Genomic DNA, 21,150 nt, shown 5'->3' on the forward strand with positions numbered 1-21,150 from the left:
CACCCGCTACGACAAGCTCTCGCTCACCTACCGCGGCGCAGCCGTCCTCAGAGCCATCACACTCTGGCTCCAAGCATTGGGAGACACGCCCTAGGTGTGCAACTGACCGAGGCTTATGACAGCGGATCCAGGGTTTTCTGCTTGAGGCGTTCGTAGGGTGTGATCCCGGCAAGAGCTCCGGGTGGGTCGATCGTAGTTGTAGTGGTCCTCCCATTGCTGAAGACGGTCCTGGAAGAGGTTCACATCATCGATGACCTGTCCCTCGAGGAGGCGGTGGAACTCCTCGGAGTCGATCCGGTGTGAACGCTCCACCTTGCCGTTGAGGCGGGGCGTGGCCGGCCTGATACGGATGTGCCCGATGCCTTTGTCGAGCAGATGCCAGTGGAAGGACTGCCCGAACTCGCTGCCGTTGTCGGTTTGGGCCTTCTCGACCTTGACCGGCAGCTTCGAGAGCACATGATCGATGAAGCGAATCGCGGTCTTCTGGTCATGCGTCGGACAGGCACGGTCTGCCCGAGGGGCTCAATGAACTTCACATCAACCTGCAGCGCGTGCCCTGGCCGCTGCTTCTCGTACCTCTTCCAGCGGGTCTCAGTACGCTTGTGGGGCTGGGATGCAGGGAGGCGGTTCAGGTTGACCTTCTTTAGGTTCCGCCAGACACCGGAGGCGCTGATCGTGATCTCGTGATACCGCTTCAGGTACATCGTGATCTTCGCCGGCCCGAAGTGGTACTGCTGACGCAGCCAGAGGATCTTCTCGACCACGTCCACCTCTGTCGCCGTCGGTGAATGGTGCGGAACGCTCGAGCGGTCCTTCAACCCTTCGAAGCCCTCGGCCTCGTAGCGCTTGAGCCACCTGTAGTACGCCTGCCGGCTGACGCCGTAGTAACGACGCGTCGCCGCGACGCTCCCGCTGACCTCCTCAACGTGACGCAGGATCGCGAGCTTGTGATTGGCTCGACGCTCCATTGCTCGAAGGGCCGACGCGGACGGTCTTGATGTCATGAAGTCTTCCTCTCAACTGGAAGACCCGACTGTCAACAACCTCCGTCAGTTCTATAACCAGTGATGCCGGTGCGACCATCATGCTGTCCTGCTATCAGATTGCTGATTGTGCATGCGCAGTAGCGCTGACGTGACCTTTCGCCTGTCAACTCCGGCATTCGAGGGTCGTCTTGCAGCGAACAGGGGTGTGGGAGTGGCGGCATACGCTGCAGGATGGGAGGGTAAGCCGCGCACCGTGCTGTCAGCGCGTCGCGGTAGCGCCGCTTGAAGGAGATCTTCATGCCACTCAAGCGGCCGACCCGATATGTACGTTCCGGCCGGTGCCTTTGCTGCGCGCCTTCCGCAGTAAGGACAGGAAGTTTCCGATGCCCTTTCGCAGTAAGCAGACCCTTGAAGCGTGGGTTGAAGAGTTCCGGACCACCAGGGAGGGCGGTGCGCTGATCACCGTCCTGGTGCAGGACGGTGACGAGGGTGCTGATACCGGGCTCGTGACCGTCCCGCTGCGCGATGACGGAACGGAGATCTTCATGCAGCCCGTAGCCGTCGGGGACCCGGCGTGGTCGATCACCATCGGCATGCGGGACGCTGAAACAACGTTGAGTCCAGCACAGATGCATGGGCTTGCCGCAGAGCTCCTCGTCGCGGCTTCGCTGTGTCAGTTCCTTCAGGAGAAATCCCTCGGGCACCTGGAGGAACCAGGCGCTGAAAGACCTCACTGATCAGAGCTGTGCATTATCGGTACAGGTCGTCCGTAGATCGGTGGCTTACACATACAAGCGGTGCCCGTTCGGGTTGGCAGGACTTCTAGCACTCGAATGGTTCGAGTGCTAGCATTTTTTCGTAGTTGAGCGGAGGGCACTCAACTCAGGGGAAGAACCACCACCCGCTCACCAGTGGGGGGGTGCTGGTTCCACCAACAACTCCAGCAGACGTATCCTGCCGTCAACGACCACGCCTTCCAGGAGGAGCTCCGACGAGCCCTCGCCGAGAAACCGGAACATCACTCGATCCCCATCAGAACTGACCCCCGTCTCGACCGCTGGCGCATCCCCTCCGGTAGCGGGAGGATGTTGTGACAGCGAGCAGGGTATCGGAGGTAGGAATGTCAGTGGAGCCCGGCGCCCCGACGGTGGCAGACGTGCTGGCGGAACTGGCGACGCTCGAGGATCCGCGCATGCGCGCGGTCAACGAGAGGCACGGGGACGACCACGGCGTGAACCTCTCGTCGCTGCGCACCCTGGCGAAGCGGCTGAAGGGCCAGCAGGACCTGGCACACGAGCTCTGGGCCACCGGTGACACCGTGGCGCGGCTCCTCGCACTGCTGATCTTCCGTCCGAAGGACCTCGGCGCGGAGGAACTCGACACGATGCTGCGCGCGGCGCGCGCTCCGAAGGTTCAGGACTGGCTCGTGAACTACGTGGTGAAGAAGAGCCCGCACGCCGAGCACCTCCGCCTGGAGTGGATGGCGGACACCGAGCCGGTGGTGGCCGGCGCCGGGTGGGAGCTCACCTCCGAGCGCGTGGCCAAGGCGCCCGGTGGGCTCGATCTGTCGGGCCTGCTGGACACGATCGAGGCCGGTATGCAGGCGGCCCCGGACCGCCTGCAGTGGGCCATGAACCATACGCTGGCGCAGATCGGCATAGAGCACGAGGAACACCGGGCCCGGGCCCTCGACATCGGTGAGCGGCTCGAGGTCCTCAAGGACTATCCGACGCCGCCGAACTGCACGTCACCGTTCGCGCCGATCTGGATCCGGGAGATCGTCGGGCGACGCACCGATCCCGGTGTCCCCTCCAGCGGTCCCGCTTCCGCCTGATATCCGCCGGGGTAGAGGACTAAACTGGTTCTGCCGGAGATCGCCCGGCCCCCGCGTCCCCCTCCAGAGAGGCCCCTGATGGCTGCTGCATCGCCTGCACCGGGTGCCGGCCCCGATACCGCCCAACTCCTCGCCTGGAAGCCCTTCCTGGCCCGGGCCGTGGTGAGCGCCGTGTTCGGGCTCATGACCATCTTCTGGCGGGAGCCCTCGACGCTGGTCCTGTCGGTCGTGGGCGGGCTCTACCTCCTGCTCACCGGCGCGGCGTACCTCTGGACGCACCGGATGCAGCACTGGGGACCCCGGGCGAAGCTTCTGACCGACGTCGGCGGGGGGCTGCTCCTCGGCGCGGGCATCGCGAGCCTCGTCTTCATCGACGATCGCAGCTTCGCCTTCGCGGGCGCCGTCGCCCTGGTCGTCGCGGGAGGGGCCGAACTGGTTCGCGGGTCGGCGGTGCGGGGCCACGCGGCCGCTCGCGATCTCATCACGGTCGGGACGATCGGCCTGGTCACCGGGGCCATCCTCCCGTTCGTCGATGGACTCGGCGCCCATGCTCTGCTCGGCGTGACCGGGGGAGGCGCATTGCTCACCGCCGTCGTCCTCGGTATCGCCGCCCTCAGCTACCGGCACGATTCAGCGCTCAGCGCACCCTCCGCCTCCGGCGCCCTCGGCGAGCCGGACCCCGTAAACTAGATGCTCTACGTCTCGTAGAAGTATTGCTTCACCGGAAGGAGTGCCCGTGGCCAAGCGCCAGCCGGGGAAACCCACGCAGGGGCGGTTCCGCCACGGCATCAAGGCCCCGCTCGTCTTCTCCGCGGTCCTCGCCGTGGTGGCCGGGGTGGCGACGTCCATCTTCGCCACGGGCGGTGGGACCAACGAGTTGCGCGTGGATCTCGGCCTGACGGCGGCCGGGATCGCCTTCATCGCCTCCCTCGTGATCTGCGCGATGCTCATGATGGCCGAGACACCGAACTCCGAGCACCTGAGCAAGGGCTCCGGCGTCAATCGTTCCTCCGCCAATCCCGATCGCCAGGCGCAGCCCGCACAGCGCGGCGACGAATCCGGCGACGAACCCGGCGACGAACCCGGCGACGAACCCCGTTACGGAGTGCGCCTGCCGAAGCAGGACGGCTAGCGCGCGCCTCTTGACGGCGCTGTTGGCCTCCCCTCATGGGGGACGACATCGCAGGATTTCTTCATAGTTTCAGCAGCATGGTGCGCCTCGCTCAGGAAGCGCAGCCGCATTCCTCGCGGGGCAGGGAACTCCTCGACGAACTCACCGCGCATCTCGGCGCCGCACCGGGTACGGTGCCGGTCGTGGTGGAGGACGTCCCGTCCAGCCGCTTCGTGGATGCGGATATCGTCCTCTCCTCCCTCATGGACGGGGAGGGTCGCCTGGTCGGAATCGGCGGAGGCGACCAGCGCCATCACCTGTCGCTGTCCGACATGCTCCAGCAGGCGGACGCGTATTCGAACTTCCCCCTCTCCCAACCGGACTACGCCAATCTCCCCGTGGGCCCGAACGAGCAGCGGCAGACCGTCGCGCTGGGCCTGCGCCTCCTGCACCGGGACGGCGTGCCGGTTGCGCTGCTCCAGCGCAAGGCCGAGCCGGGGTACGGCAGGCAGGCGGCGTTTATCGAAGTGCTCTGCGCGAACGCAGTGGTGACGGCCGGCCTCCTCGCGGAATTCCGGCGGCGGATGCAGCACGAGAGCGTGCTCAAGGGGCAGATCCTGTCCCTGACCATGGAGGACTTCGGCCCGAGCAGCGCCGGCGTGACCTTCCACCCGCGGCCGGGCCTGACGGTCGACGACGTCATCCTCCCCGACGGTCTCCTGGCCCGGGTCACGGAGCACGCGCTCGGCATCGCAGCCCACCGGGAAGCGCTCGTCGCGGCCGGCCAGCACCTCAAGCGCGGCATCCTCCTGTACGGGCCGCCCGGCACGGGCAAGACGCACACGGTCCGTTTCCTGCTGAGCCGGAGCGAGGGGACGACGGCGATCCTCCTGTCCGGCGGGAGTCTCGTCAACGTGGGGGAGGCGGCCCGCATGGCGCGTGCGCTGCAGCCGTCGATCGTCGTCCTCGAGGACTGCGACCTCATCGCCGAGGACCGCAGCTTCGGCCAGGGACCCAAGCCCCTGCTGTTCGAGGTGCTCGATGCCATGGACGGGCTCGACGCCGATGCGGACGTCACGTTCGTCCTGACCACCAACCGCGTCGACATGCTCGAGCGGGCACTCGCGCAGCGGCCCGGCCGCGTGGACCTGGCAGTCGAGGTACCGCTTCCCGCCGAGCACGAGCGCGCAGCCCTCCTGCGGCTCTACGCCCGCGGGCTGCCCTTCAGTGCGGACGTGATCGGGACGGCCGCCGGGAGGATCGACGGCACGACGGCGTCGTTCACGCGGGAGCTCGTCCGGCGGGCCGTCCTCGGTGCCGCGCTGCAGGGCGTACCGGTGGCGGATGCCCACCTGCTGGCCGCGGTGGACGAACTGATGGCCGACAGCGCGTCCCTCACGAGGAGCCTGCTCGGCAGCAACGGTGCGGGACGGGAGGATGGCGGACCGGACGGACAGCCGACCTTCCAGTACGGTCCGGGCGGCCTGGCCGAGGGCACAGCGGGCGACGTCGGGCGTTAGCTGCGCTGGTTCCCCGCGTTCGCGGGGCCGGCCGGCTGGTCGCTCCCGGGGAAGTGACCAGCCGGCCGGTGGCCGGTCGGTTCAGCGGCCCGTGCGGCGCTTGCTGTAGACGTCGAACGCCACCGCGAGCAGCAGCACCAGGCCCTTGATGACCTGCTGCCACGCCGCGTCGACCGAGAGGATGGACAGCCCCTGGTTGAGGACGCCCATGACCAGTCCGCCGATCACCGCGCCCACCACCGTTCCGACGCCGCCCTGCACGGCGGCTCCTCCGATGAAGACGGCCGCGATCGCGTCGAGTTCGAAGCTTCCGCCTGCGGAAGCCACGGCGCTGCCCGCGCGGGCCGTGCTGACCACGCCGGCGAGGCCGGCGAGGAAGCCCATGTTCACGAAGATGAAGAAGTTGACCCACTTCGTCTTCACGCCGGACATCATGGCCGCGTAGAGGTTCCCTCCCATCGCGTAGACGTGCCGCCCGAACACCGTCCGCGAGAGCAGGAACGAATAGAGCAGGACGAGCGTCGCGAGGATGACGAGGATGATCGGCGTGCCCCGGTTGTACGCCAGCAGGTAGCACAGGTACATGATGGCGACGACGGCGATGGCGATCTTGAGGACGAAGGACAGCGTCCGCTCGCGGGGCAGGTTCAGCCGGCGCAGGTCCGCGCGTCCCTTGAGCTGCTGGACCACCAGGGCCAGCGAGGCCAGGGCGCCGATGCCGAGCGTGATGAGGTCCGGCGTGCCGGTTGACGGGAGCGTTCCGGAGCCGATCGAGTTGAAGGCCCGCGGCAGTCCGCTGATGGTTCCACCGGTCAGGAGCACGAGGGCCACGCCGCGGAACACGAGCATGCCGGCGAGCGTCACGATGAACGCCGGTATCCCCACGAAGGCGACCCAGAAGCCCTGCCACGCACCGATGAGTGCGCCCACGAGGAGCGACAGTGCGACGGCGGCACCCCACGGGAGCCCCCAGTTGTTCATGGAGAGTGCCGCCACGGCGCCGACCGTGGCGACGATCGAACCCACGGACAGGTCGATGTGCCCCGCGATGATGACGATCACCATCCCGATGGCGAGGATCAGCACGTAGGCGTTCTGCTGGATCAGGTTGCTGACGTTGCCCGGGTACAGGAGCCGGCCGCCGGTGAGGACCTGGAACAGGAGGATGATGACGGCGAGGGCGGCGAGGATGCCGTACTGGCGCATGTCGACCCGGCGCCGCTTCTTCTTCACGGGGTCGGGCCGCGGCGGGACGGGAGCAGTGGCCTGCTCGGGCGTGGTGGTGGTCATGAGGCCTGTGCTCCTTGGTTCCTGGCGGCGGTCATGTGGCGCATGAGCTCCTCCTGGGTGGCGTCGGCGCGGTCCAGCTCGCCGGTCAGCTTGCCTTCCGCGATGGTGTAGATGCGGTCCGAGAGGCCGATCAGTTCAGGCAGCTCGCTGGAGATGACGATCACCGCTTTGCCCTGGGCCGCCATCTCGTTGATGATCCCGTAGATCTCGTACTTGGCGCCGACGTCGATCCCTCGCGTCGGCTCATCCAGGATCAGCACGTCCGGTCCCGAGTAGATCCACTTGCTCAGGACGACCTTCTGCTGGTTCCCGCCGGAGAGGTTGCCCACCACGGAGGAGACGCTCGGCGTCTTGATGTTCATCTGCTTGCGGTACTCGTCGGCCACGGCGTACTCCCTGTGCCGGTCGATGATGCCCAGGCGCGCGAGCTTCCCGAGCGCCGCAGCCGACACGTTGACCGTGATGCTGCCGATCAGGTTCAGGCCGTAGCGCTTGCGGTCCTCGGTGACGTAGGCGATCCCGTTCCGGATCGCCTCACCGACGGTGCGGGTCTGGATCTCCACGCCGTCCTTGTAGACCCGGCCGGAGATCCCGCTCCCGTAGGACCGCCCGAAGATGCTCATGGCGAGTTCCGTGCGGCCGGCGCCCATGAGTCCCGCGAAGCCGACGATCTCGCCGGCGCGGACGTGGAAGGACGCGCGGTCCACGACGATCCGCTCCACATCGATGGGGTGGTGCACCGACCAGTCCTCGACCCGGAACTTCTCCTCGCCGATATCCGGTTCCCGCGGGGGGAACTGGTGGTCCAGCGGACGCCCGACCATGGCACGGATGATGCGGGTCTCGATGTCGTCGCTGTCCGTGACGCGGAAGGACTCGATGGTCTGGCCGTCACGGATGACGGTCACGGTATCGGCGATCGCGCGGATCTCCTTGAGCTTGTGGGAGATGATGATCGAGGTGATGCCCTGGGTCCGCAGCTGCTCGATCAGGTTCAGCAGGTGCGCGGAGTCGTCGTCGTTCAGGGCAGCCGTGGGCTCGTCGAGGATGAGGATCTTGACCTCCTTGGAGAGCGCCTTGGCGATCTCCACGAGCTGCTGCTTTCCCACGCCCAGTTCGAGCACCTTGGTGGCGGCGTTCTCCTGCAGTCCCACCCGGGCGAGCAGCTCGGTGGCCTGGAGGTTCGTCTTGTTCCAGTCGATCACTCCGCCGCGCTGCACCTCGTTGCCCAGGAAGATGTTCTCGGCGATCGAGAGGTACGGGCTGAGCGCCAGTTCCTGGTGGATGATGACGACGCCGTCGCGCTCGCTGTCGTTGATCGAGCCGTAGGCCACCGGCTCTCCGTCGATCGTGATCGTCCCGTCGAAGCTGCCGTGCGGGTAGACACCGCTGAGCACCTTCATCAGGGTGGATTTGCCGGCGCCGTTCTCGCCGCAGATCGCGTGGACCTCGCCGCGTTCCACGCTCACCGAGACTCCGTCGAGGGCCCTGATGCCGTTGAACTCCTTGACGATGCCGTCCATCTTGAGGATTACGTCACTCATGCTGTTCTCGCTTCGCTCTCGGGCAGAAGGGGGCGCGGTTCGTGACCGCGCCCCGTTCTGCCCATTCGATGGTCAGAGACCGATGTCTGCTGCCTTGACGAAGCCGGACTCCACGAGCGTCGGCTCGACGTCGTCCTTGGCCACCACGACGGGGTCGAGGAGGTACGACGGCACCACCTTGGTGCCGTTGTCGTAGGTCTCGGTGTCGTTGACCTCGACCTCGTCGCCGGCCACGATCGACGCGATCATCGATTCGACCTGGCTGCCGAGCTCGCGGGTGTCCTTCCAGACGGTCATCGACTGCTGGTCGGCCAGGATGGCCTTGACGTTGGCGACGTCCGCGTCCTGTCCCGTGATGATGGGCCAGTCGCTACCGGGCTTGTAGCCTGCGGCGTCGAGGGACGCCTCGATGCCGAGCGCCAGGCTGTCGTTGGGGGAGAGCACGACGTCGACCTTGTCGCCGCCGGTGTAGAAGGACTGCAGGCGGTTGTCCATCTCGGCCTGCGCGTCGTCGGAGCCCCAGCCGAGGATCCCGATGGCCTTCCAGCCGTCGTTGTCCGCCGGGGACTTCCCGGAGGGGACGACCAGCTGGCCCGATTCGACGTAGGGCAGGAGGACGTCCCACGCACCGGCGAAGAAGAAGGCCGCGTTGTTGTCGTCCGGGCTGCCCGCGAAGGGCTCGAGGTTGAAGGGGCCCTTGCCGTCGGCGAGGCCGAGCTGCTCCTCGATGAACTGGCCCTGGAGCTGGCCCACCTTGTAGTTGTCGAACGTGGCGTAGTAGTCCACGGCCTCGGTGCCGTTGATGAGGCGGTCGTAGGCGATGACCTTGACGTCCTGGGACGCAGCGTCCTCGAGGGCGGGTCCGAGGGTCTGTCCGTCGATGGCCGCGATGACGAGGATCTTCGCCCCACCGGCGACCTGGTTCTGGATCTGGCTGATCTGCTGGTCGGTCTTGTTGTCGGCGTACTGGAGGTCGACGGTGCAGTCCGCGGCCTCGAGCTTCTCCTTGAGCCCCTCGCCGTCGTTGATCCAGCGCTCGAGGCTGCGCGTCGGCATGGAGATGCCGACGTTGCAGCTGCTGGCGGAGTCGCCCTCGGCTTCGGGGGTCGATCCAGCGGGCGCGCAGGCCGACATGCCCGCTGCGACACCGACTGCCAGCAGGAAGGCCGAGACATTCTTGATCGTGGTCATGGGTTGAGCCTTTGAAAAGGATCCGACCGGTGGCGGGTGAACCGGGGTACGGGCCGGTGGTGACGGCGGGTGGCCCTGGTTCGCCTGATGGCTGGATCGAGCTGATACAACGCTGTAGCGCCCGGCCGATGTTGCCATCGACGATATGTAGGCGAAGACAACTTATCCATGTGACAAGGGTTACATCAAGGGGACTCGGAAACGTTACCGAAGTGAAACGTGCCGCGGAGGATCAGGCGCCCTGGGCCTTCCGGGCGCGGTAGGCCTTCACGTGCGTGCGGTTGGCGCAATTTCCGGTGTCGCAGAAGCGCCGGGAGCGGTTGCGGCTCAGGTCCAGGACCACGCCGTCGCAGTCCTCGGCCGCACAGGAGCGCAGGCGGTCGAGTTCGTGCCCGCGGATGACGTCGGCGAGGGCCATGGCGGCCTCGGTGGCCATCCGCTCCTCGAGCGGGGCTTCGGGAGCGGTGGCGTGGAGGTGCCAGTCCCACTCGTCGTGGCGGACGAGTTGGGGGAGCGCGTTGGCCCTGCGGAGGATGGCATTGACGAGCCCGACGGCGTCGTCCTCCTCGGCGAACCAGATCACCTGGAGTTCCGCACGGAGTGCCCGGACCGAGCGCAGCTCGTCCTCCGTGTGCGTCCTCGAGCCCGTGAAGCGCTGCTCCTCGAGGAAACGGTCGAGGCCCTCGAGGGTGTCGAGCGGGTCGACGTCGTCCTTGGCCGTGTTGATCAACGCGGCGGCAGAGGAGAGCGCCACCTCGGTGTCATAGGTGAAAGACATGTTGACTCCTGACATCGCGGCCCCTAGTGTCACGACCATAACCATTTGTCACTCATGACACCAGTCAACCGACCCGAAGGGAGTGGACGTGACCCTGCGCCCCGCCGCCGGCCTCTGGATAGCACTCGTCTCCGCTGCGACGTTCGGGGTCTCGGGCCCGTTCGCCAAGTCCCTCCTCGAGATCGGCTGGAGCCCCGGCGCCGCCGTCGGCCTCCGCATCGGGGGTGCCGCCGTCGTCCTCCTGATCCCCGTCCTGATGGCGATGCGCGGACGCTGGTCCACGCTGCGCGGCAACGCGCTGACCATCGGGGTCTACGGGACGACGGCGATCGCCCTGTGCCAGCTGTTCTACTTCAATGCCGTACAGCGCATGTCCGTCGGCGTCTCGCTGCTGCTCGAATACCTGGCGCCCGTGCTGATCGTCGGGTTCCTGTGGCTGCGCAGCCGCAAGGCACCGCAGGCGCTCACGATCATCGGGTCCGTCACGGCCATCCTCGGGCTCCTGCTGGTCCTGGACCTCACGGGCGACGCGCGCCTGGATCCCGTGGGTGTCCTCTTCGGGCTCGCCGCCGCCGTGTGCCTCGTGGTGTTCTTCCTCATGTCCGCCAGGGTGGACGAATCACTGCCGCCGCTCGTGATGGCCGGCGGAGGGATGGTGGTCGCGGCGGCGACCATCCTCGTCCTCGGGCTGACGAACATCATGCCGTTCCGGTTCGTGTTCTCGGATGTGTCCCTCGCGGGTGCCACCTACAGCTGGATCGTCCCCGTGGCCGTCCTCGTGCTCGTGGCGACGGTGGCCGCCTACGTCACCGGGATCGTGGCCGCGCAGCGCCTCGGCTCGAAGGTGGCCAGTTTCGTGGCGCTGACCGAGGTGATGTTCGCCGTGCTCGCGTCCTGGCTGATCCTGGGCGAGCTGCCCAGTGCCATCCAGTTGCTCGGCGGGCTCCTGATCGTCGCGGGAGTGGTGTGCGTGCGCTTCGATGAACTGCGCACCGCCGATGCCGGTGCCGCCGCGCCGGATCAGCCCAATCCTGTGGAGCCGCTGCCGCGCGCGTGAGTGTGGCGTGGGCTCGCCGGTGTCCCCGTCAGGCAGCCGGTGGGAACAGGGCGTCCTCGACGGCGCGGGTCAGGGAGCGGATGAGCTGGACCTGATCGTCCTCGACGTTGCCCCCGGCGCTTTCCGTATAGATGACCAGCGCGAAGGTCGACTCGCGGTAGCTGAGGAGCGCGGCGTCATGGAGTTCCCCGTCCACCTGTCCGTACTTGTGGTGGACCGTGACGTCGGGGTGCGAACCTGCGGGGATGAGCTCTTCGTTGTTGGTGTCCTGCATGTACCCGAGCAACCGGGCGGTGTTGTCCTCGTCGAGCAGGTCCCCCGTGTACAGCCGTTCCAGCACGACGGCCATGTCCGCGGCGGTGAGGAGATTCTCCTCGGGATCGTAGGTGATGCCGATGGACTCCGCGTACTCCTTGAGCCGCGGGTGGCCCACGGCATCCATGAGCAGGAGCCAGGAATCGTTGTTGCTGTTGTTGACCATCGCCTCGATCTGGAAGGCGGCATCGTAGTCGCCCAGGCTGTCGTCGAGGCTCGCCTCACCGATCTCGACGAGGTGGTAGAAAGCCGCGGCGGTGATGATCTTGGCCGTGCTGGCCGCGAAGAAGGCGGTCTCGTCCCCGAAGGTCCGCGTGGCGTCCCCGGAGACATCGGCGAGTGCCACCCCTACCCGGTAGTCACCTGCTTCCTCGAGGATCGCGGCGATGTCGTCGTCCAGGGAAGCGGGTGCAGCGGCGACGGGGGCGGTCGGAACTCCGGCCGGGGGCATGGCCTCCGTCGGTATGACCGACGGCGAGCGCACCAGGAGGTACACGACGACGACGATGACGGCCAGGGCCACGGCGGCCCAGATCGTCCGCATGCGGCGGACCCTGCGGGAGGGAGGGCGGCGACCGGGCTGCCGCACCGTCGGCCCGGTCACGGGAGGTCCCGCCGTCGTCGCGAACGGAACTCCTGGCTCCGGATCGGCCGGGGAGCCACCGGGTCGGGACCCTGCGCCATGTGCCTCCCTTCCTGATCGTCGCGCTCGCTGCTGCAGCAGCCACACAGCGCTCCATCATACGGAGGGATCCGACGGCGACGCCGCAGGCGGGGCGTGGCGCAGGCCAACAGCAGAACAGCGCGGTCCTCCAGCGCACAGTCATCGGCTGCGCCAAGGTGCTGACCGCAAGACGCGTGATGGTGCATCCAGCGCCAGGATCCCGAGGTGCAGGTCGGAGGGAGCGCAAGCGCTCCCTCCGACCTGTGCGCGGCGAAGGTGGCTGTCCGAAGGCCTCTAAAGGACCCTGGACGGAGCGATGGGCACAGGCTGGTTCTCCTCGGACGCTGCCGGCCCGAGTGGAACATGAGCTTCGTTGGCGCTGCCTTCCGGCGGGCTGTCCGGTCCGGTGCTGACCGTGGGCTGACCGGGTCGACGCCTTCCTGGCCGCCGTCTCCCGCCCCGGCCGTAGACGAGATACATGGTCAGGCCCATCAGGATCATGAGCAGGACGGTGTAGACGAAGGTGTTGGCGATCGCATTGACGTCAGCTCCTCCGTCGGTGTTGGCCTTGATCTGCAGCCCGAGGGGTTGGTAGAGCGGGTGTGCGAGGAAGACCGCGGTGTCGTAGTCGTCGAGCTGGCTGTTGAAGTTCAGGGCAGCGATGGCGGCGGCAGTGGGAAGCACGGCCGGCAGGAGGATCCTGCGGAAGGTGTACAGCGCGCCCGCGCCCATGATGGTTGCAGCTTCTTCCATGGAGTCGTTGACCGAGCTGAAGGCGGCTTTGAGCATACGGAGGGTGAAGGGGATCTTCACGACCACGAAGGCGATCAGGAGAATCACTGTCGTGCCACTGAGCACTGCTCCGCCCAGGAGGGGGTTGGGTTCGTCGTAGGTCATGACGAGCCCGAGGGCGATCATGGCGGCCGGCAGGATCCACGGGATGTGCAGCAGGTACTCGAAGGTCGAGGTGATCCTCGTGCGGTACTTCTGGATGATTCGTGCGACGAAGAGAAGTCCGCCGACGGTGATGATCGCGGCGAGACCGCTGTAGACGATGCTCACGATGAAGGGGCGGAGCGCCGACTCCTGGGAGAGGACGCGGGCGTAGTTCTCGAGAGTGAATCGATCCGGTGCCAGGACGCCGGTGCTGATGGCGGCGCTGTCCATGAAGGAGTACAGCAGGATCAGGAGCAGGGGCGAGACGTACAGGAGGAACAGGAGGTAGGCGAGGACGTGCATGATGATGTTCATCGGCCGGTTCCTGATGGCCTGCTTCTGCAGGGGCGCCGATACCTTCGCCACCGAGTAGTAGGTTCCCCCGCGTTCCAGGCGCGTCATGATGGCGAGCATCGCGATGGTCGCCACGCCCAGGATGAGCGCAAGAAGGGCTGCGATGTCGCGGGAGGTGGACGTGTTCGCGAAGGTGAGAATCATGGGCGTGATGGTCTGGAAGTCCTCACCCCCGAGAACCTGAGGCGCGCTGAGGGCACCGAGTCCGGTGAGGAAAGACAGGATGGTGACTGCGAAGAGCGTTGGCTTCAGAACGGGTAGGACCACCCTGCGGAGCGTCGTCCAGTCCGAGGCGCCCATGTTTCTCGCCGCTTCGATGGTTTGGAAGTCGACATCGCGGATTGCGTTGCCGAGGAAGAGGAGGTGGTTCGTGGTGGTGGCGAAGGTCATGACGAACAGGACTGCGAAGAACCCGCCGAACCACTCCCGGTTCATGTCGGGAAAGTAGTTGGCGACCAGTTTCGTGACGATTCCGTCTGCGCCGTAGATGAACTTGTACCCGGCCGCGAGAACGATCCCCCCGAACAGGAAGGTCGTCGCGTACCCGAGCCACAGGATCCTGGAGCCGCGGATCCGGAAGTATTGGGTGACCAGGACGACGAAGATGCCCACGATGTTCACCGTGACGGCGAGGACGACGGCGAGGAGGAAGCTGTTGGCCAGTGATTTCATCGCCCGGTCGGAGGACAGCAGCCGTTCCACGGCGCGGCCGGTGAACTCGCCCCCGGGGAAGAACGTCTCGGCGAGCAGGTTCAGGTTCGGCCAGAGCAGGAACGCGGCGCTGAACCACGTCAGAACGAGCATTGTCACGATGACCAGGGGCGACCTGAACATTCGTGAGCTCGTCCCGCGGCTCACGGTGTTCCCTGGTACTGCAGGATGTGTGCGGGATCAACGTGGAGTTGGACGGTGTGTCCTATGTCCAGGGCAGGAGCTCCGGTTTCCTTGACGAGCACCTTCACATCGGAGTCGTGGCTTCGCACTGTGTATCGGCTGTGCTGGCCGTGATAGCTGCGTGCAACCACTCGGCCTTCTATCGGGACGGTGTGGCCGTCCGGCTCGGAGGTATTGCCGAGGATCGTGCCCTTGCCCGCAGCGATGGATGGTTTCTCCACCCGGAGGTAGGAGAGCTGATGCGGATCCAGGTGCCTTCCAGAAGTCGAACTGACGCGGGAGACGAAGCCCGGGCCAAGCTTCGAGCTGTCACCGATGAAGTTGCAGACGAACTCCGTGGCAGAGCGTTCGTAGATTTCCTGCGGGGTACCTATCTGCTCGACCTTGCCCTTGTTGAAGACCGCGATACGGTCACTCATCGTCAAGGCCTCATCCTGATCGTGCGTGACATAGACCGTGGTGATGCCGGATTGGACCTGAAGGTCCTTCAGTTCCACCCTCAGCTGCTGTCGTAGCTTGGCATCGAGGTTCGACAGTGGTTCGTCCAGTAACAGGATCTTGGGTTTGAGGACCAGTGCGCGGGCGATGGCGACCCGCTGCTGCTGACCGCCCGAGAGTTCGGAGACATTCTTGTCGAGTTGGTTCTCGGTCAGGTCCACGCGCCGTGCGATATCGCGAACCATTTCGGTGCGTTCACTGGAGCCCGTCTTGCGGACCTTCAGACCAAAAGCGATGTTCTCCCAAACACTCATGGAGGGGAACAGTGCGTAGTTCTGGAAGACCATTCCCACTCCCCGTCTGTCGCTGGGAAGGGCGGTGACCTTCTTCCCATCGATGTGGATGTCACCCGAGGACGGGCTCACCAGACCGGCGAGGGTGCGCAGCGCGGTCGTCTTGCCGCAACCGGATGGGCCCAGCAGGGTGAAGAACTCGCCTTCTGACACTTCGAGGTTCAAGTCACTGATCGCCGTGAAGCTGTCGAAGGTGACGCTTATATTGTCGAAGCGGATCATGGGGGTCTTCCTTCACGTGGGCTGGGGAGAGGAAAGCAGGGTGCGCCACCGGATCTGTTGGATCCAGGTCGCGCACCCCTCTTCCAAGTCAGGGGTCATGGCTGACACGGCTGCGGCGGCCGAGCCCGCTAAGGCATGTACTCGAGCTCGATCTTTTCGATCCAGGAGCCGAGGTTCTCCTGAACGAAGGCCCAGTCGATGTCCTGGCGGGTGAACTGCTCGTCGAACTCGACAGTCTCCGGCTTCGCGCTCTTGAGCGCTGTCTCATTGACCGGCAGCGAGTTGAACTGTGCCGCCCATTCGCCCTGGACGTCACCACTGCCGAACCAGTCGATGAACTCCTTGGCCTCGTCCTGGTTGTCTGATCCCTTGATGAGGGCTACCTGCTCGATTGCATAGGGGACTCCGTCTTCCGGGCTCACGACCCCCGAGGTCACACCGTAGGCTTCCTCACGCCCGGGGATGGAGGAGGAAGGCATCTGACCGAAATCGACCTCACCCTCGGCGAAACGGGCGAAGAGATCAAGATCCGTGACAGCAGGAACACCGTTCTGGAAGTACTGCTCGATCTGCTGCCAACCCTCGTCGCTCACCCCGAGGTCGCCGGACTCATCCTTGTACCGGCTGAGGATCCCGGCCATGACGAGTTGGGTGGTTGCCGCTCCCATGCCGCTGACCCGCTCGTAGCGGTCCTTGTACTCATCCTTGGACCACAGATCCGTCCAGTCCTCCGGGGCGTCGGCTTCCGACACAGCGTCTGCGTTGTAGGCCAGGACGATCGCCTGCTCGACCAGAGGCCAGTACGCCTTCTCGTCTCCGGGATCAGCAAGGGCCTCGTCGACTTCCGAGGACCACGCAGGCGTGTACGTCTCGAGAACGTCCTCACTCTTGAGTTGCTCGTAGTACACGTTGTTCAAGCCGTATACGACGTCGGCAACCGGGTTGTTCTTCTCCGCGACGAGCTTGTTCGTGGCGTCCGCGCCACCTGCGCCGACGATCTCGATCTCGAATCCGGCTGCCTCGGCCTTCTCCTGCAGCCACTCGCCACGCCCTTCGGAATTGGAGTTCGTGTAGACGATCAACGGCTCACCGGCACCAGCCGTGGAACCAGCCTCACTCTCGGCGGAGGACCCACCACAGGCCGTCAGCAGCAGGGCTGCCGAAGCGGTAAGAGCGACGTAGCTAATTCTCTTTGACACGGAAGAACTCGATTCCCTAGTAGCGACACTGCTTGCACCAACCTCGCACAAAAGTAGCCAAAAAGCCCGCTTTCAGGATTGGTGCAACGATCAACAGTCCTCCTACCTCATGAACGGACGTCCGCTTGCCATGAAACGTGAGGTGAACTCACCTCCTGCGGCGGGCTCGCAGACGCTCGATGCACCGGTCAACGCGCACCGTTCGAGCTCGAGTTGCAGTTCTGGCGGCGGTCACTCGTACTCGGCTCCGGGCAGCCGCGACGATGATCGCCGCGTCCGCTGCAACGGTCCTGGCCCGGCCGGTTGATCCGTTGACCGCGGCGCGTGTCGTCGCCCGCCGCGGCACCGAGCGGCTCTACCGCACGTCACCGGCGGCGACGTCGAGGATCCAGGTCACCCCGAAGGTGTCGGTGAGCATGCCGAAGCCGGGACTCCACGCCGAGGCGCTGAGGCCGTCGATGATCGACGCGCCGACGGACAGCCGCGCCCAGTAGTCCTGCACCTCATCCAGCGTCTCGCCGCGCACGGAGACGAAGAACGGCTGGTCGGTGATGGTGGCGCCGTTCTCCCGGCGCGTGGAGCCCGAGGAGTCCGCCGGCACTCCTGCCTGACCGGGGATGTCGTAGGCCATGACACGGAAGCCCTGCTCGGTCTCGACCTGCCCGAACACGACGTCCTCGGCGCCGGGCGTCCCCGCAGGCGCACCGACGTCACCATAGGTGGCGATGACGGTCCGGCCCCCGAAGACGGACCGGTAGAACTCGAGGGCGGCACGTGCTTCCCCGCGGAAGTTGAGGTGCGTGGTGGTCGTGATGCTCATGGATGCTCCCAGTGCTGAAGGTGCCGGGCCTGTCCCGGCAGCAACAACGCTCGCAGGAGTGCAGGTCAGTTTCTGTCCTACATCCGATCTACGATCAGACCATGGCCACCACCTCCCGGCTCCTCGACCTGCTGTCCCTCCTGCAGGCCCGGCGCGACTGGCCGGGCGCACTGCTGGCCGAGCGGCTGGGTATCAGCCATCGCACCGTCCGACGTGACGTCGACCGCCTGCGCGAGATGGGCTACAGCATCCAGGCGACCATGGGGCCGGACGGCGGATATCGGCTCGGCTCCGGCAGCGAGCTGCCCCCGCTGCTGTTCGACGACGACCAGGTCGTCGCCCTGGCGATCGCCCTGCAGACGGCGGCTGCCTCCGGGGCGGCCATCGAGGAAGGGGCCGTCCGCGCCCTGACGACGGTCCGGCAGGTGATGCCCTCCCGGCTGCGCCATCGCCTCGACGCCCTCGAGGTCACGACGATCCCGGCTCGCCCCGGGAGCGCGACGCCCGCCCCGGCCGCGCCGGACGTGCTCGTCACGGTGTCCATGGCAGTCCGCGCGTGCGAGGTGCTGCGCTTCGACTACGCGGGTCACCGACCGACGGGCGGGGCCGATCCGGCGCCGCCCGCAGGGTGGAACCGCATCATCTCGTGACGTCCCAGGGCCGCTGGTACCTCGTCGCGTGGGACCTCGGGCGCGAGGACTGGCGCATCTTCCGCGCCGACCGGATCGCTCCGCGCATCCCGAACGGACCCCGCTTCACCCCTCGGGATATCCCCGGCGGCGACGTGGCCGGGTACGTGTCCGCACGGTTCAAGGGTTCGGAGCACGCCGACCGGTGGCCCTGCAACGGCAGGGTCATCCTCGGCCGACCGGCCGGGGAGGTCCTGCCCCTGGCGGGCGACGGCATCGTGGAAGACCTGGGCCCCACCGATGCGGCCTCGACGCCGGATCCTGGTCCTGGCTGGCCCTCGCGGCGTCCCTCAATCGCTTCGACACCTGGATCGACGTCGTGGGCCCTCCTGAACTCACCGAGGCCTTCGCGCGGCTCGCGGCCAGGAACGCCGCGACGGCGTCCGGCCGACCGGATCGCGCCGAGGGCCAGGAACGGCGCGCCGCCCCTGCGGAACGGACGCCCGATGCACCCGGTCGCTCAGGAACGCCTGGTGGGAGCGATCACCCTGATCACCGCTGAATCATCCTCTGCAGCAAGGCCCTGTGCCTGTCCCAGCAGGTACAGCTGCTCCGCGGCCGAGGCCACGGGCGCAGCGAGGCCCGCGGCCCGGGTCGCCTTGCCGACGATGCCCATGTCCTTCACGAAGATGTCGAGCCGGCTGAGGACCTCGGCACCCTCCTCCGAGTAGGCCTCCAGCATGCGCGGTCCCCGGTTCGAGAGCATGAAGGATCCGGCTGCCCCGGCCCCGAGGGCGGCGAGGGTCCTGGCGGGGTCGAGTCCGAGTGCGTCCGCGAGCGCCAGAGCCTCGGCTGCGGCTGCGATGTGCACGCCGCACAGCAGCTGGTTGACCGTCTTGAGCGCCTGTCCGTCCCCGGGGTTGTCCCCCACCACGGTCAGGGTGGACGCCAGGAGTTCCAGCACGGGCCGGGCCACCTCGAGCGCGGCCGGTTCGGCTCCCACCACGATCAGGAGGTCACCCTCGCCGGCGCGCTTCGGACCTCCGGAGAGCGGTGCGTCGACCAGGGCGACGCCGTGCTCGGCGAGGCGCGCCACGGTCGCCGGGATGGCGTCGGTCCCGACCGTACTGGTCAGGATGACGACGGCGCCGTCCCTCAGCACGGGGGCCACCCCCTGGTCGCCGAACAGGACGTCGTCGAGCTGTTCCCCGTTGCGCACGGCGAGGAGCAGCGCGTCCGTTCCCGCCGCTGCCTCCCGCGCGGAGGCGAAGGTGCGGATCCCCGCCCCGCGTGCCAGAGCGAGCCTCGGCTCGGCGATGTCGAAGCCGTGGACCGTGAGGGCCGTGGCGAGGCGCGTGGCCATCGGCAGGCCCATGGCGCCGAGGCCGAGGACTGTGACGGAGTAGCTTCCGGTCATGGGGTTCGCCATCCAATGCTGGGTAGGAGCTGTCGGGAGGTACTGGTCAGAAGGTGGAGCTGAGTTTCCTCGTCACCTCGGCGAGGGACGAATCGTCCCCCACATTGCCGGCGAAGACGACGAACGGGATGCCCTGCGCGGGTCCGTCCACCGGCTCCCACAGGCTCACGATGCCCGGCAGCATGGGGCCCCGGACCATGGCGTGCCTGATCTGCAGCCCGTGAGCGGCGACGTCCGAGGAGGTGATCCCTCCCTTGGCGATCACGAAGCGCGGTGGGAAGAGCCCCAGGGTGCGGTTCACGACGGCGACGACGGCGGCCGAGACGGTCCGGGCGATCCCGAGGCTGGCGGCCGCGTCGCTGGTCCGCACCAGCAGGCGGCTCGTGTGCAGGATGACGTCGCCCTGTCCGAGCTGCGCGACGACGTCCGCCACGACCTCGTCGAGGTGGTGGGCCGAGCGTTCGTCGAGGAGGTGTTCGACGTCGATCTCGATGGTGTGCGCCCGGTGGTGCTGGGCGGTGAGGACGCCGAGCTGCCGGGTGGTGACGCCGACGTGGGAGCCGACCACGATCAGCCCGCCGGCGGCGGACGGCTGATGTCCGGCGTACGCCTCCGCACCGGTGAGTTCGGCGCGGATGTCCTGGCCGATCCGCGCCCGCATGAAGGGCGGCCCGACGCGGTACAGGAGCTTCTTGCCGCGTCGTTCCGCTTCCTCCAGGCCGAGCGCCAGGGCCCGGAGGTCGTTCTCGGTCACGACGTCGGCGACGATGGGTGCCGCCTCGGTCGCATCGGAGAGGGCATCCGCGATCGCGTGGGCCGATGCCGTGGCACCGCCGCCGGTGCTGCCTGCGCGGATGATGCCGAGGTCCAGCACGATCACGGAATCCGCCGGGACACGTCCGCCGGTCTTCTCCTCCACGTACCGCGCGAGGGAGGCGTTCCGATAACCGAAGGTGGCATCGCGGGCGAACTCCGTGTCCGACACGGGAACGAGCTGGTCCTCGCCGAGCTCCGGCGCTCGCACGTAGTGCACGCCACCGATCGTGATGCGCCCGGCGTCGGGGAAGGCCGGAACGATCACGACGCCGTCGGTGGGTTCCCCCGTGGCGTCCAGGACGGTCGCGGCGATGGTGTCCGGTTCGAGGGGATAGTGCCCGCGCAGCGTCGAATCCGACCTGCTGACGAAGCCGAGGGGTGGTGCCACAGGTTCTGCGGCTGCCGCGGTCAGGGCATTCCGGACGATCTCCTCGTTCCGGGCCTTCGCCTCCGGTGCGTCGAGGCTGCGGGTGTTCGTGAGCACGTACACCGCCGGCTTGCCCTGGCTGAACGCCCAGGAGAAGTCCTCGACGTCCCAGCGCGTCAGGACCGGGAGGTCCGCGACGGACTGCGTCCCGGTCGGGTCGTCATCGAGGACGACGAAGATCCGTGCCGGGCGCCCGGACTGCACGACCGCGGCCACCTCCCGTGCCGAGATGGACACTTCTGGCGGGTAGCCGGACAACAGGGACGATTCAGTGGGCATGCAGCGCTCCGTCGTGCCGTGGGTGGAAGCGTGGGAGGTGGTCCGGGGAACCACCGGTGGCGGCGGGTCGTACCGC

General features: G+C 66.9%; 18 protein-coding genes and 2 pseudogenes. 7 read left to right on the forward strand and 13 right to left on the reverse strand.

Annotated elements, in window-relative coordinates; translation table 11 throughout:
- Window positions 1–90: 90 nt before the first annotated feature.
- Both ACIQCY_RS00005 and ACIQCY_RS00010 read right to left on the reverse strand, forming a co-directional pair.
- Window positions 91–456: an integrase core domain-containing protein gene (locus tag ACIQCY_RS00005; RefSeq protein WP_400481835.1), complete on the reverse strand. Its 366-nt coding sequence runs from the start codon at window positions 454–456 to the stop codon at window positions 91–93.
- A 203-nt stretch (window positions 457–659) separates the two neighbouring features.
- Window positions 660–1,004: pseudogene (locus ACIQCY_RS00010) on the reverse strand (helix-turn-helix domain-containing protein); the annotation flags it as partial.
- Window positions 1,005–1,324: 320 nt separating this feature from the next.
- On the opposite strand from ACIQCY_RS00010, the gene ACIQCY_RS00015 reads away from it, so the two are divergent.
- The 5 genes from ACIQCY_RS00015 (at window position 1,325) to ACIQCY_RS00035 (ending at window position 5,451) form a co-directional block, all read left to right on the forward strand.
- A complete protein-coding gene (locus tag ACIQCY_RS00015; protein ID WP_400481836.1) occupies window positions 1,325–1,723 on the forward strand; it encodes a hypothetical protein in 399 nt (132 codons plus the stop codon).
- 383 nt (window positions 1,724–2,106) lie between these two features.
- Window positions 2,107–2,820 carry a DNA alkylation repair protein gene (locus ACIQCY_RS00020; protein ID WP_400481837.1) on the forward strand — a complete coding sequence of 238 codons (714 nt, stop codon included), beginning with the start codon at window positions 2,107–2,109 and terminating at the stop codon, window positions 2,818–2,820.
- A 78-nt stretch (window positions 2,821–2,898) separates the two neighbouring features.
- Window positions 2,899–3,510 (forward strand): hypothetical protein, encoded by a 612-nt coding sequence (locus tag ACIQCY_RS00025; protein ID WP_400481838.1) that lies wholly within the window; start codon window positions 2,899–2,901, stop codon window positions 3,508–3,510.
- 46 nt (window positions 3,511–3,556) lie between these two features.
- Window positions 3,557–3,952 (forward strand): hypothetical protein, encoded by a 396-nt coding sequence (locus tag ACIQCY_RS00030; RefSeq protein ID WP_400481839.1) that lies wholly within the window; start codon window positions 3,557–3,559, stop codon window positions 3,950–3,952.
- Between the two features lie 77 nt (window positions 3,953–4,029).
- Window positions 4,030–5,451, forward strand: coding sequence for an AAA family ATPase (locus tag ACIQCY_RS00035; RefSeq protein WP_400481840.1), 1,422 nt, complete (start codon window positions 4,030–4,032; stop codon window positions 5,449–5,451).
- A gap of 81 nt (window positions 5,452–5,532) precedes the next feature.
- Here ACIQCY_RS00035 and mmsB read toward each other — a convergent pair whose 3' ends face one another.
- The 4 genes from mmsB to ACIQCY_RS00055 all read right to left on the reverse strand — a co-directional run bounded on the left by mmsB (window position 5,533) and on the right by ACIQCY_RS00055 (window position 10,254).
- The gene (gene mmsB, locus ACIQCY_RS00040) at window positions 5,533–6,741 is read right to left on the reverse strand and encodes a multiple monosaccharide ABC transporter permease (protein WP_400481841.1); all 1,209 of its coding nucleotides are present in this window, start codon (window positions 6,739–6,741) and stop codon (window positions 5,533–5,535) included.
- Window positions 6,738–8,285, reverse strand: a complete 1,548-nt coding sequence (gene mmsA / locus ACIQCY_RS00045) for a multiple monosaccharide ABC transporter ATP-binding protein (protein WP_400481842.1) — start codon at window positions 8,283–8,285, stop codon at window positions 6,738–6,740. The genes mmsB and mmsA overlap by 4 nt, the downstream gene beginning before the upstream one ends.
- Before the next feature lie 72 nt (window positions 8,286–8,357).
- Window positions 8,358–9,476, reverse strand: a complete 1,119-nt coding sequence (gene chvE / locus ACIQCY_RS00050; RefSeq protein WP_400481843.1) for a multiple monosaccharide ABC transporter substrate-binding protein — start codon at window positions 9,474–9,476, stop codon at window positions 8,358–8,360.
- Window positions 9,477–9,708: 232 nt separating this feature from the next.
- Window positions 9,709–10,254, reverse strand: a complete 546-nt coding sequence (locus ACIQCY_RS00055) for a CGNR zinc finger domain-containing protein (protein WP_400481844.1) — start codon at window positions 10,252–10,254, stop codon at window positions 9,709–9,711.
- Between the two features lie 88 nt (window positions 10,255–10,342).
- Here ACIQCY_RS00055 and ACIQCY_RS00060 point away from each other — a divergent pair, with 88 nt between their 5' ends.
- A complete protein-coding gene (locus ACIQCY_RS00060) occupies window positions 10,343–11,311 on the forward strand; it encodes an EamA family transporter (protein ID WP_400481845.1) in 969 nt (322 codons plus the stop codon).
- Between the two features lie 28 nt (window positions 11,312–11,339).
- On the opposite strand, the gene ACIQCY_RS00065 is transcribed toward ACIQCY_RS00060, so the two are convergent.
- The 5 genes from ACIQCY_RS00065 to ACIQCY_RS00085 all read right to left on the reverse strand — a co-directional run bounded on the left by ACIQCY_RS00065 (window position 11,340) and on the right by ACIQCY_RS00085 (window position 17,506).
- Window positions 11,340–12,170: a serine hydrolase gene (locus ACIQCY_RS00065; protein WP_400481846.1), complete on the reverse strand. Its 831-nt coding sequence runs from the start codon at window positions 12,168–12,170 to the stop codon at window positions 11,340–11,342.
- Window positions 12,171–12,584: 414 nt separating this feature from the next.
- A complete protein-coding gene (locus ACIQCY_RS00070; RefSeq protein WP_400481847.1) occupies window positions 12,585–14,384 on the reverse strand; it encodes an ABC transporter permease in 1,800 nt (599 codons plus the stop codon).
- A 50-nt stretch (window positions 14,385–14,434) separates the two neighbouring features.
- Window positions 14,435–15,487: an ABC transporter ATP-binding protein gene (locus tag ACIQCY_RS00075; RefSeq protein WP_400481848.1), complete on the reverse strand. Its 1,053-nt coding sequence runs from the start codon at window positions 15,485–15,487 to the stop codon at window positions 14,435–14,437.
- Between the two features lie 128 nt (window positions 15,488–15,615).
- Window positions 15,616–16,686, reverse strand: coding sequence for an extracellular solute-binding protein (locus ACIQCY_RS00080; protein WP_400481849.1), 1,071 nt, complete (start codon window positions 16,684–16,686; stop codon window positions 15,616–15,618).
- Between the two features lie 355 nt (window positions 16,687–17,041).
- On the reverse strand, window positions 17,042–17,506 hold the full coding sequence (locus ACIQCY_RS00085; protein ID WP_400481850.1) for a VOC family protein: 465 nt from the start codon (window positions 17,504–17,506) through the stop codon (window positions 17,042–17,044).
- Window positions 17,507–17,607: 101 nt separating this feature from the next.
- Between ACIQCY_RS00085 and ACIQCY_RS00090 the strand changes: the two are divergent.
- Window positions 17,608–18,589: pseudogene (locus tag ACIQCY_RS00090) on the forward strand (helix-turn-helix transcriptional regulator); the annotation flags it as partial.
- Window positions 18,590–18,655: 66 nt separating this feature from the next.
- On the opposite strand, the gene ACIQCY_RS00095 reads toward ACIQCY_RS00090, so the two are convergent.
- Both ACIQCY_RS00095 and ACIQCY_RS00100 read right to left on the reverse strand, forming a co-directional pair.
- Window positions 18,656–19,552 (reverse strand): NAD(P)-dependent oxidoreductase, encoded by an 897-nt coding sequence (locus ACIQCY_RS00095; RefSeq protein WP_400482419.1) that lies wholly within the window; start codon window positions 19,550–19,552, stop codon window positions 18,656–18,658.
- 46 nt (window positions 19,553–19,598) lie between these two features.
- Window positions 19,599–21,074, reverse strand: coding sequence for a four-carbon acid sugar kinase family protein (locus ACIQCY_RS00100; protein WP_400481851.1), 1,476 nt, complete (start codon window positions 21,072–21,074; stop codon window positions 19,599–19,601).
- Window positions 21,075–21,150: the final 76 nt, after the last annotated feature.

Origin of the sequence: Arthrobacter sp. NPDC092385 (assembly GCF_044755105.1) — a bacterium.
In the GTDB taxonomy this organism is placed as follows: Bacteria; Actinomycetota; Actinomycetes; order Actinomycetales; family Micrococcaceae; genus Arthrobacter_D.

Coding starts and splice junctions, on each gene's coding strand:
- ACIQCY_RS00035 (WP_400481840.1), top strand. CDS start 4,030: ATGGTGCGCCTCGCTCAGGAAGCGCAGCCGCATTCCTCGCGGGGCAGG.
- ACIQCY_RS00095 (WP_400482419.1), bottom strand. CDS start 19,552: ATGACCGGAAGCTACTCCGTCACAGTCCTCGGCCTCGGCGCCATGGGC.
- ACIQCY_RS00085 (WP_400481850.1), bottom strand. CDS start 17,506: ATGAGCATCACGACCACCACGCACCTCAACTTCCGCGGGGAAGCACGT.
- chvE (WP_400481843.1), bottom strand. CDS start 9,476: ATGACCACGATCAAGAATGTCTCGGCCTTCCTGCTGGCAGTCGGTGTC.
- ACIQCY_RS00075 (WP_400481848.1), bottom strand. CDS start 15,487: ATGATCCGCTTCGACAATATAAGCGTCACCTTCGACAGCTTCACGGCG.
- ACIQCY_RS00065 (WP_400481846.1), bottom strand. CDS start 12,170: ATGCGGACGATCTGGGCCGCCGTGGCCCTGGCCGTCATCGTCGTCGTC.
- ACIQCY_RS00055 (WP_400481844.1), bottom strand. CDS start 10,254: ATGTCTTTCACCTATGACACCGAGGTGGCGCTCTCCTCTGCCGCCGCG.
- mmsA (WP_400481842.1), bottom strand. CDS start 8,285: ATGAGTGACGTAATCCTCAAGATGGACGGCATCGTCAAGGAGTTCAAC.
- ACIQCY_RS00020 (WP_400481837.1), top strand. CDS start 2,107: ATGTCAGTGGAGCCCGGCGCCCCGACGGTGGCAGACGTGCTGGCGGAA.
- mmsB (WP_400481841.1), bottom strand. CDS start 6,741: ATGACCACCACCACGCCCGAGCAGGCCACTGCTCCCGTCCCGCCGCGG.
- ACIQCY_RS00100 (WP_400481851.1), bottom strand. CDS start 21,074: ATGCCCACTGAATCGTCCCTGTTGTCCGGCTACCCGCCAGAAGTGTCC.
- ACIQCY_RS00025 (WP_400481838.1), top strand. CDS start 2,899: ATGGCTGCTGCATCGCCTGCACCGGGTGCCGGCCCCGATACCGCCCAA.
- ACIQCY_RS00070 (WP_400481847.1), bottom strand. CDS start 14,384: ATGCTCGTTCTGACGTGGTTCAGCGCCGCGTTCCTGCTCTGGCCGAAC.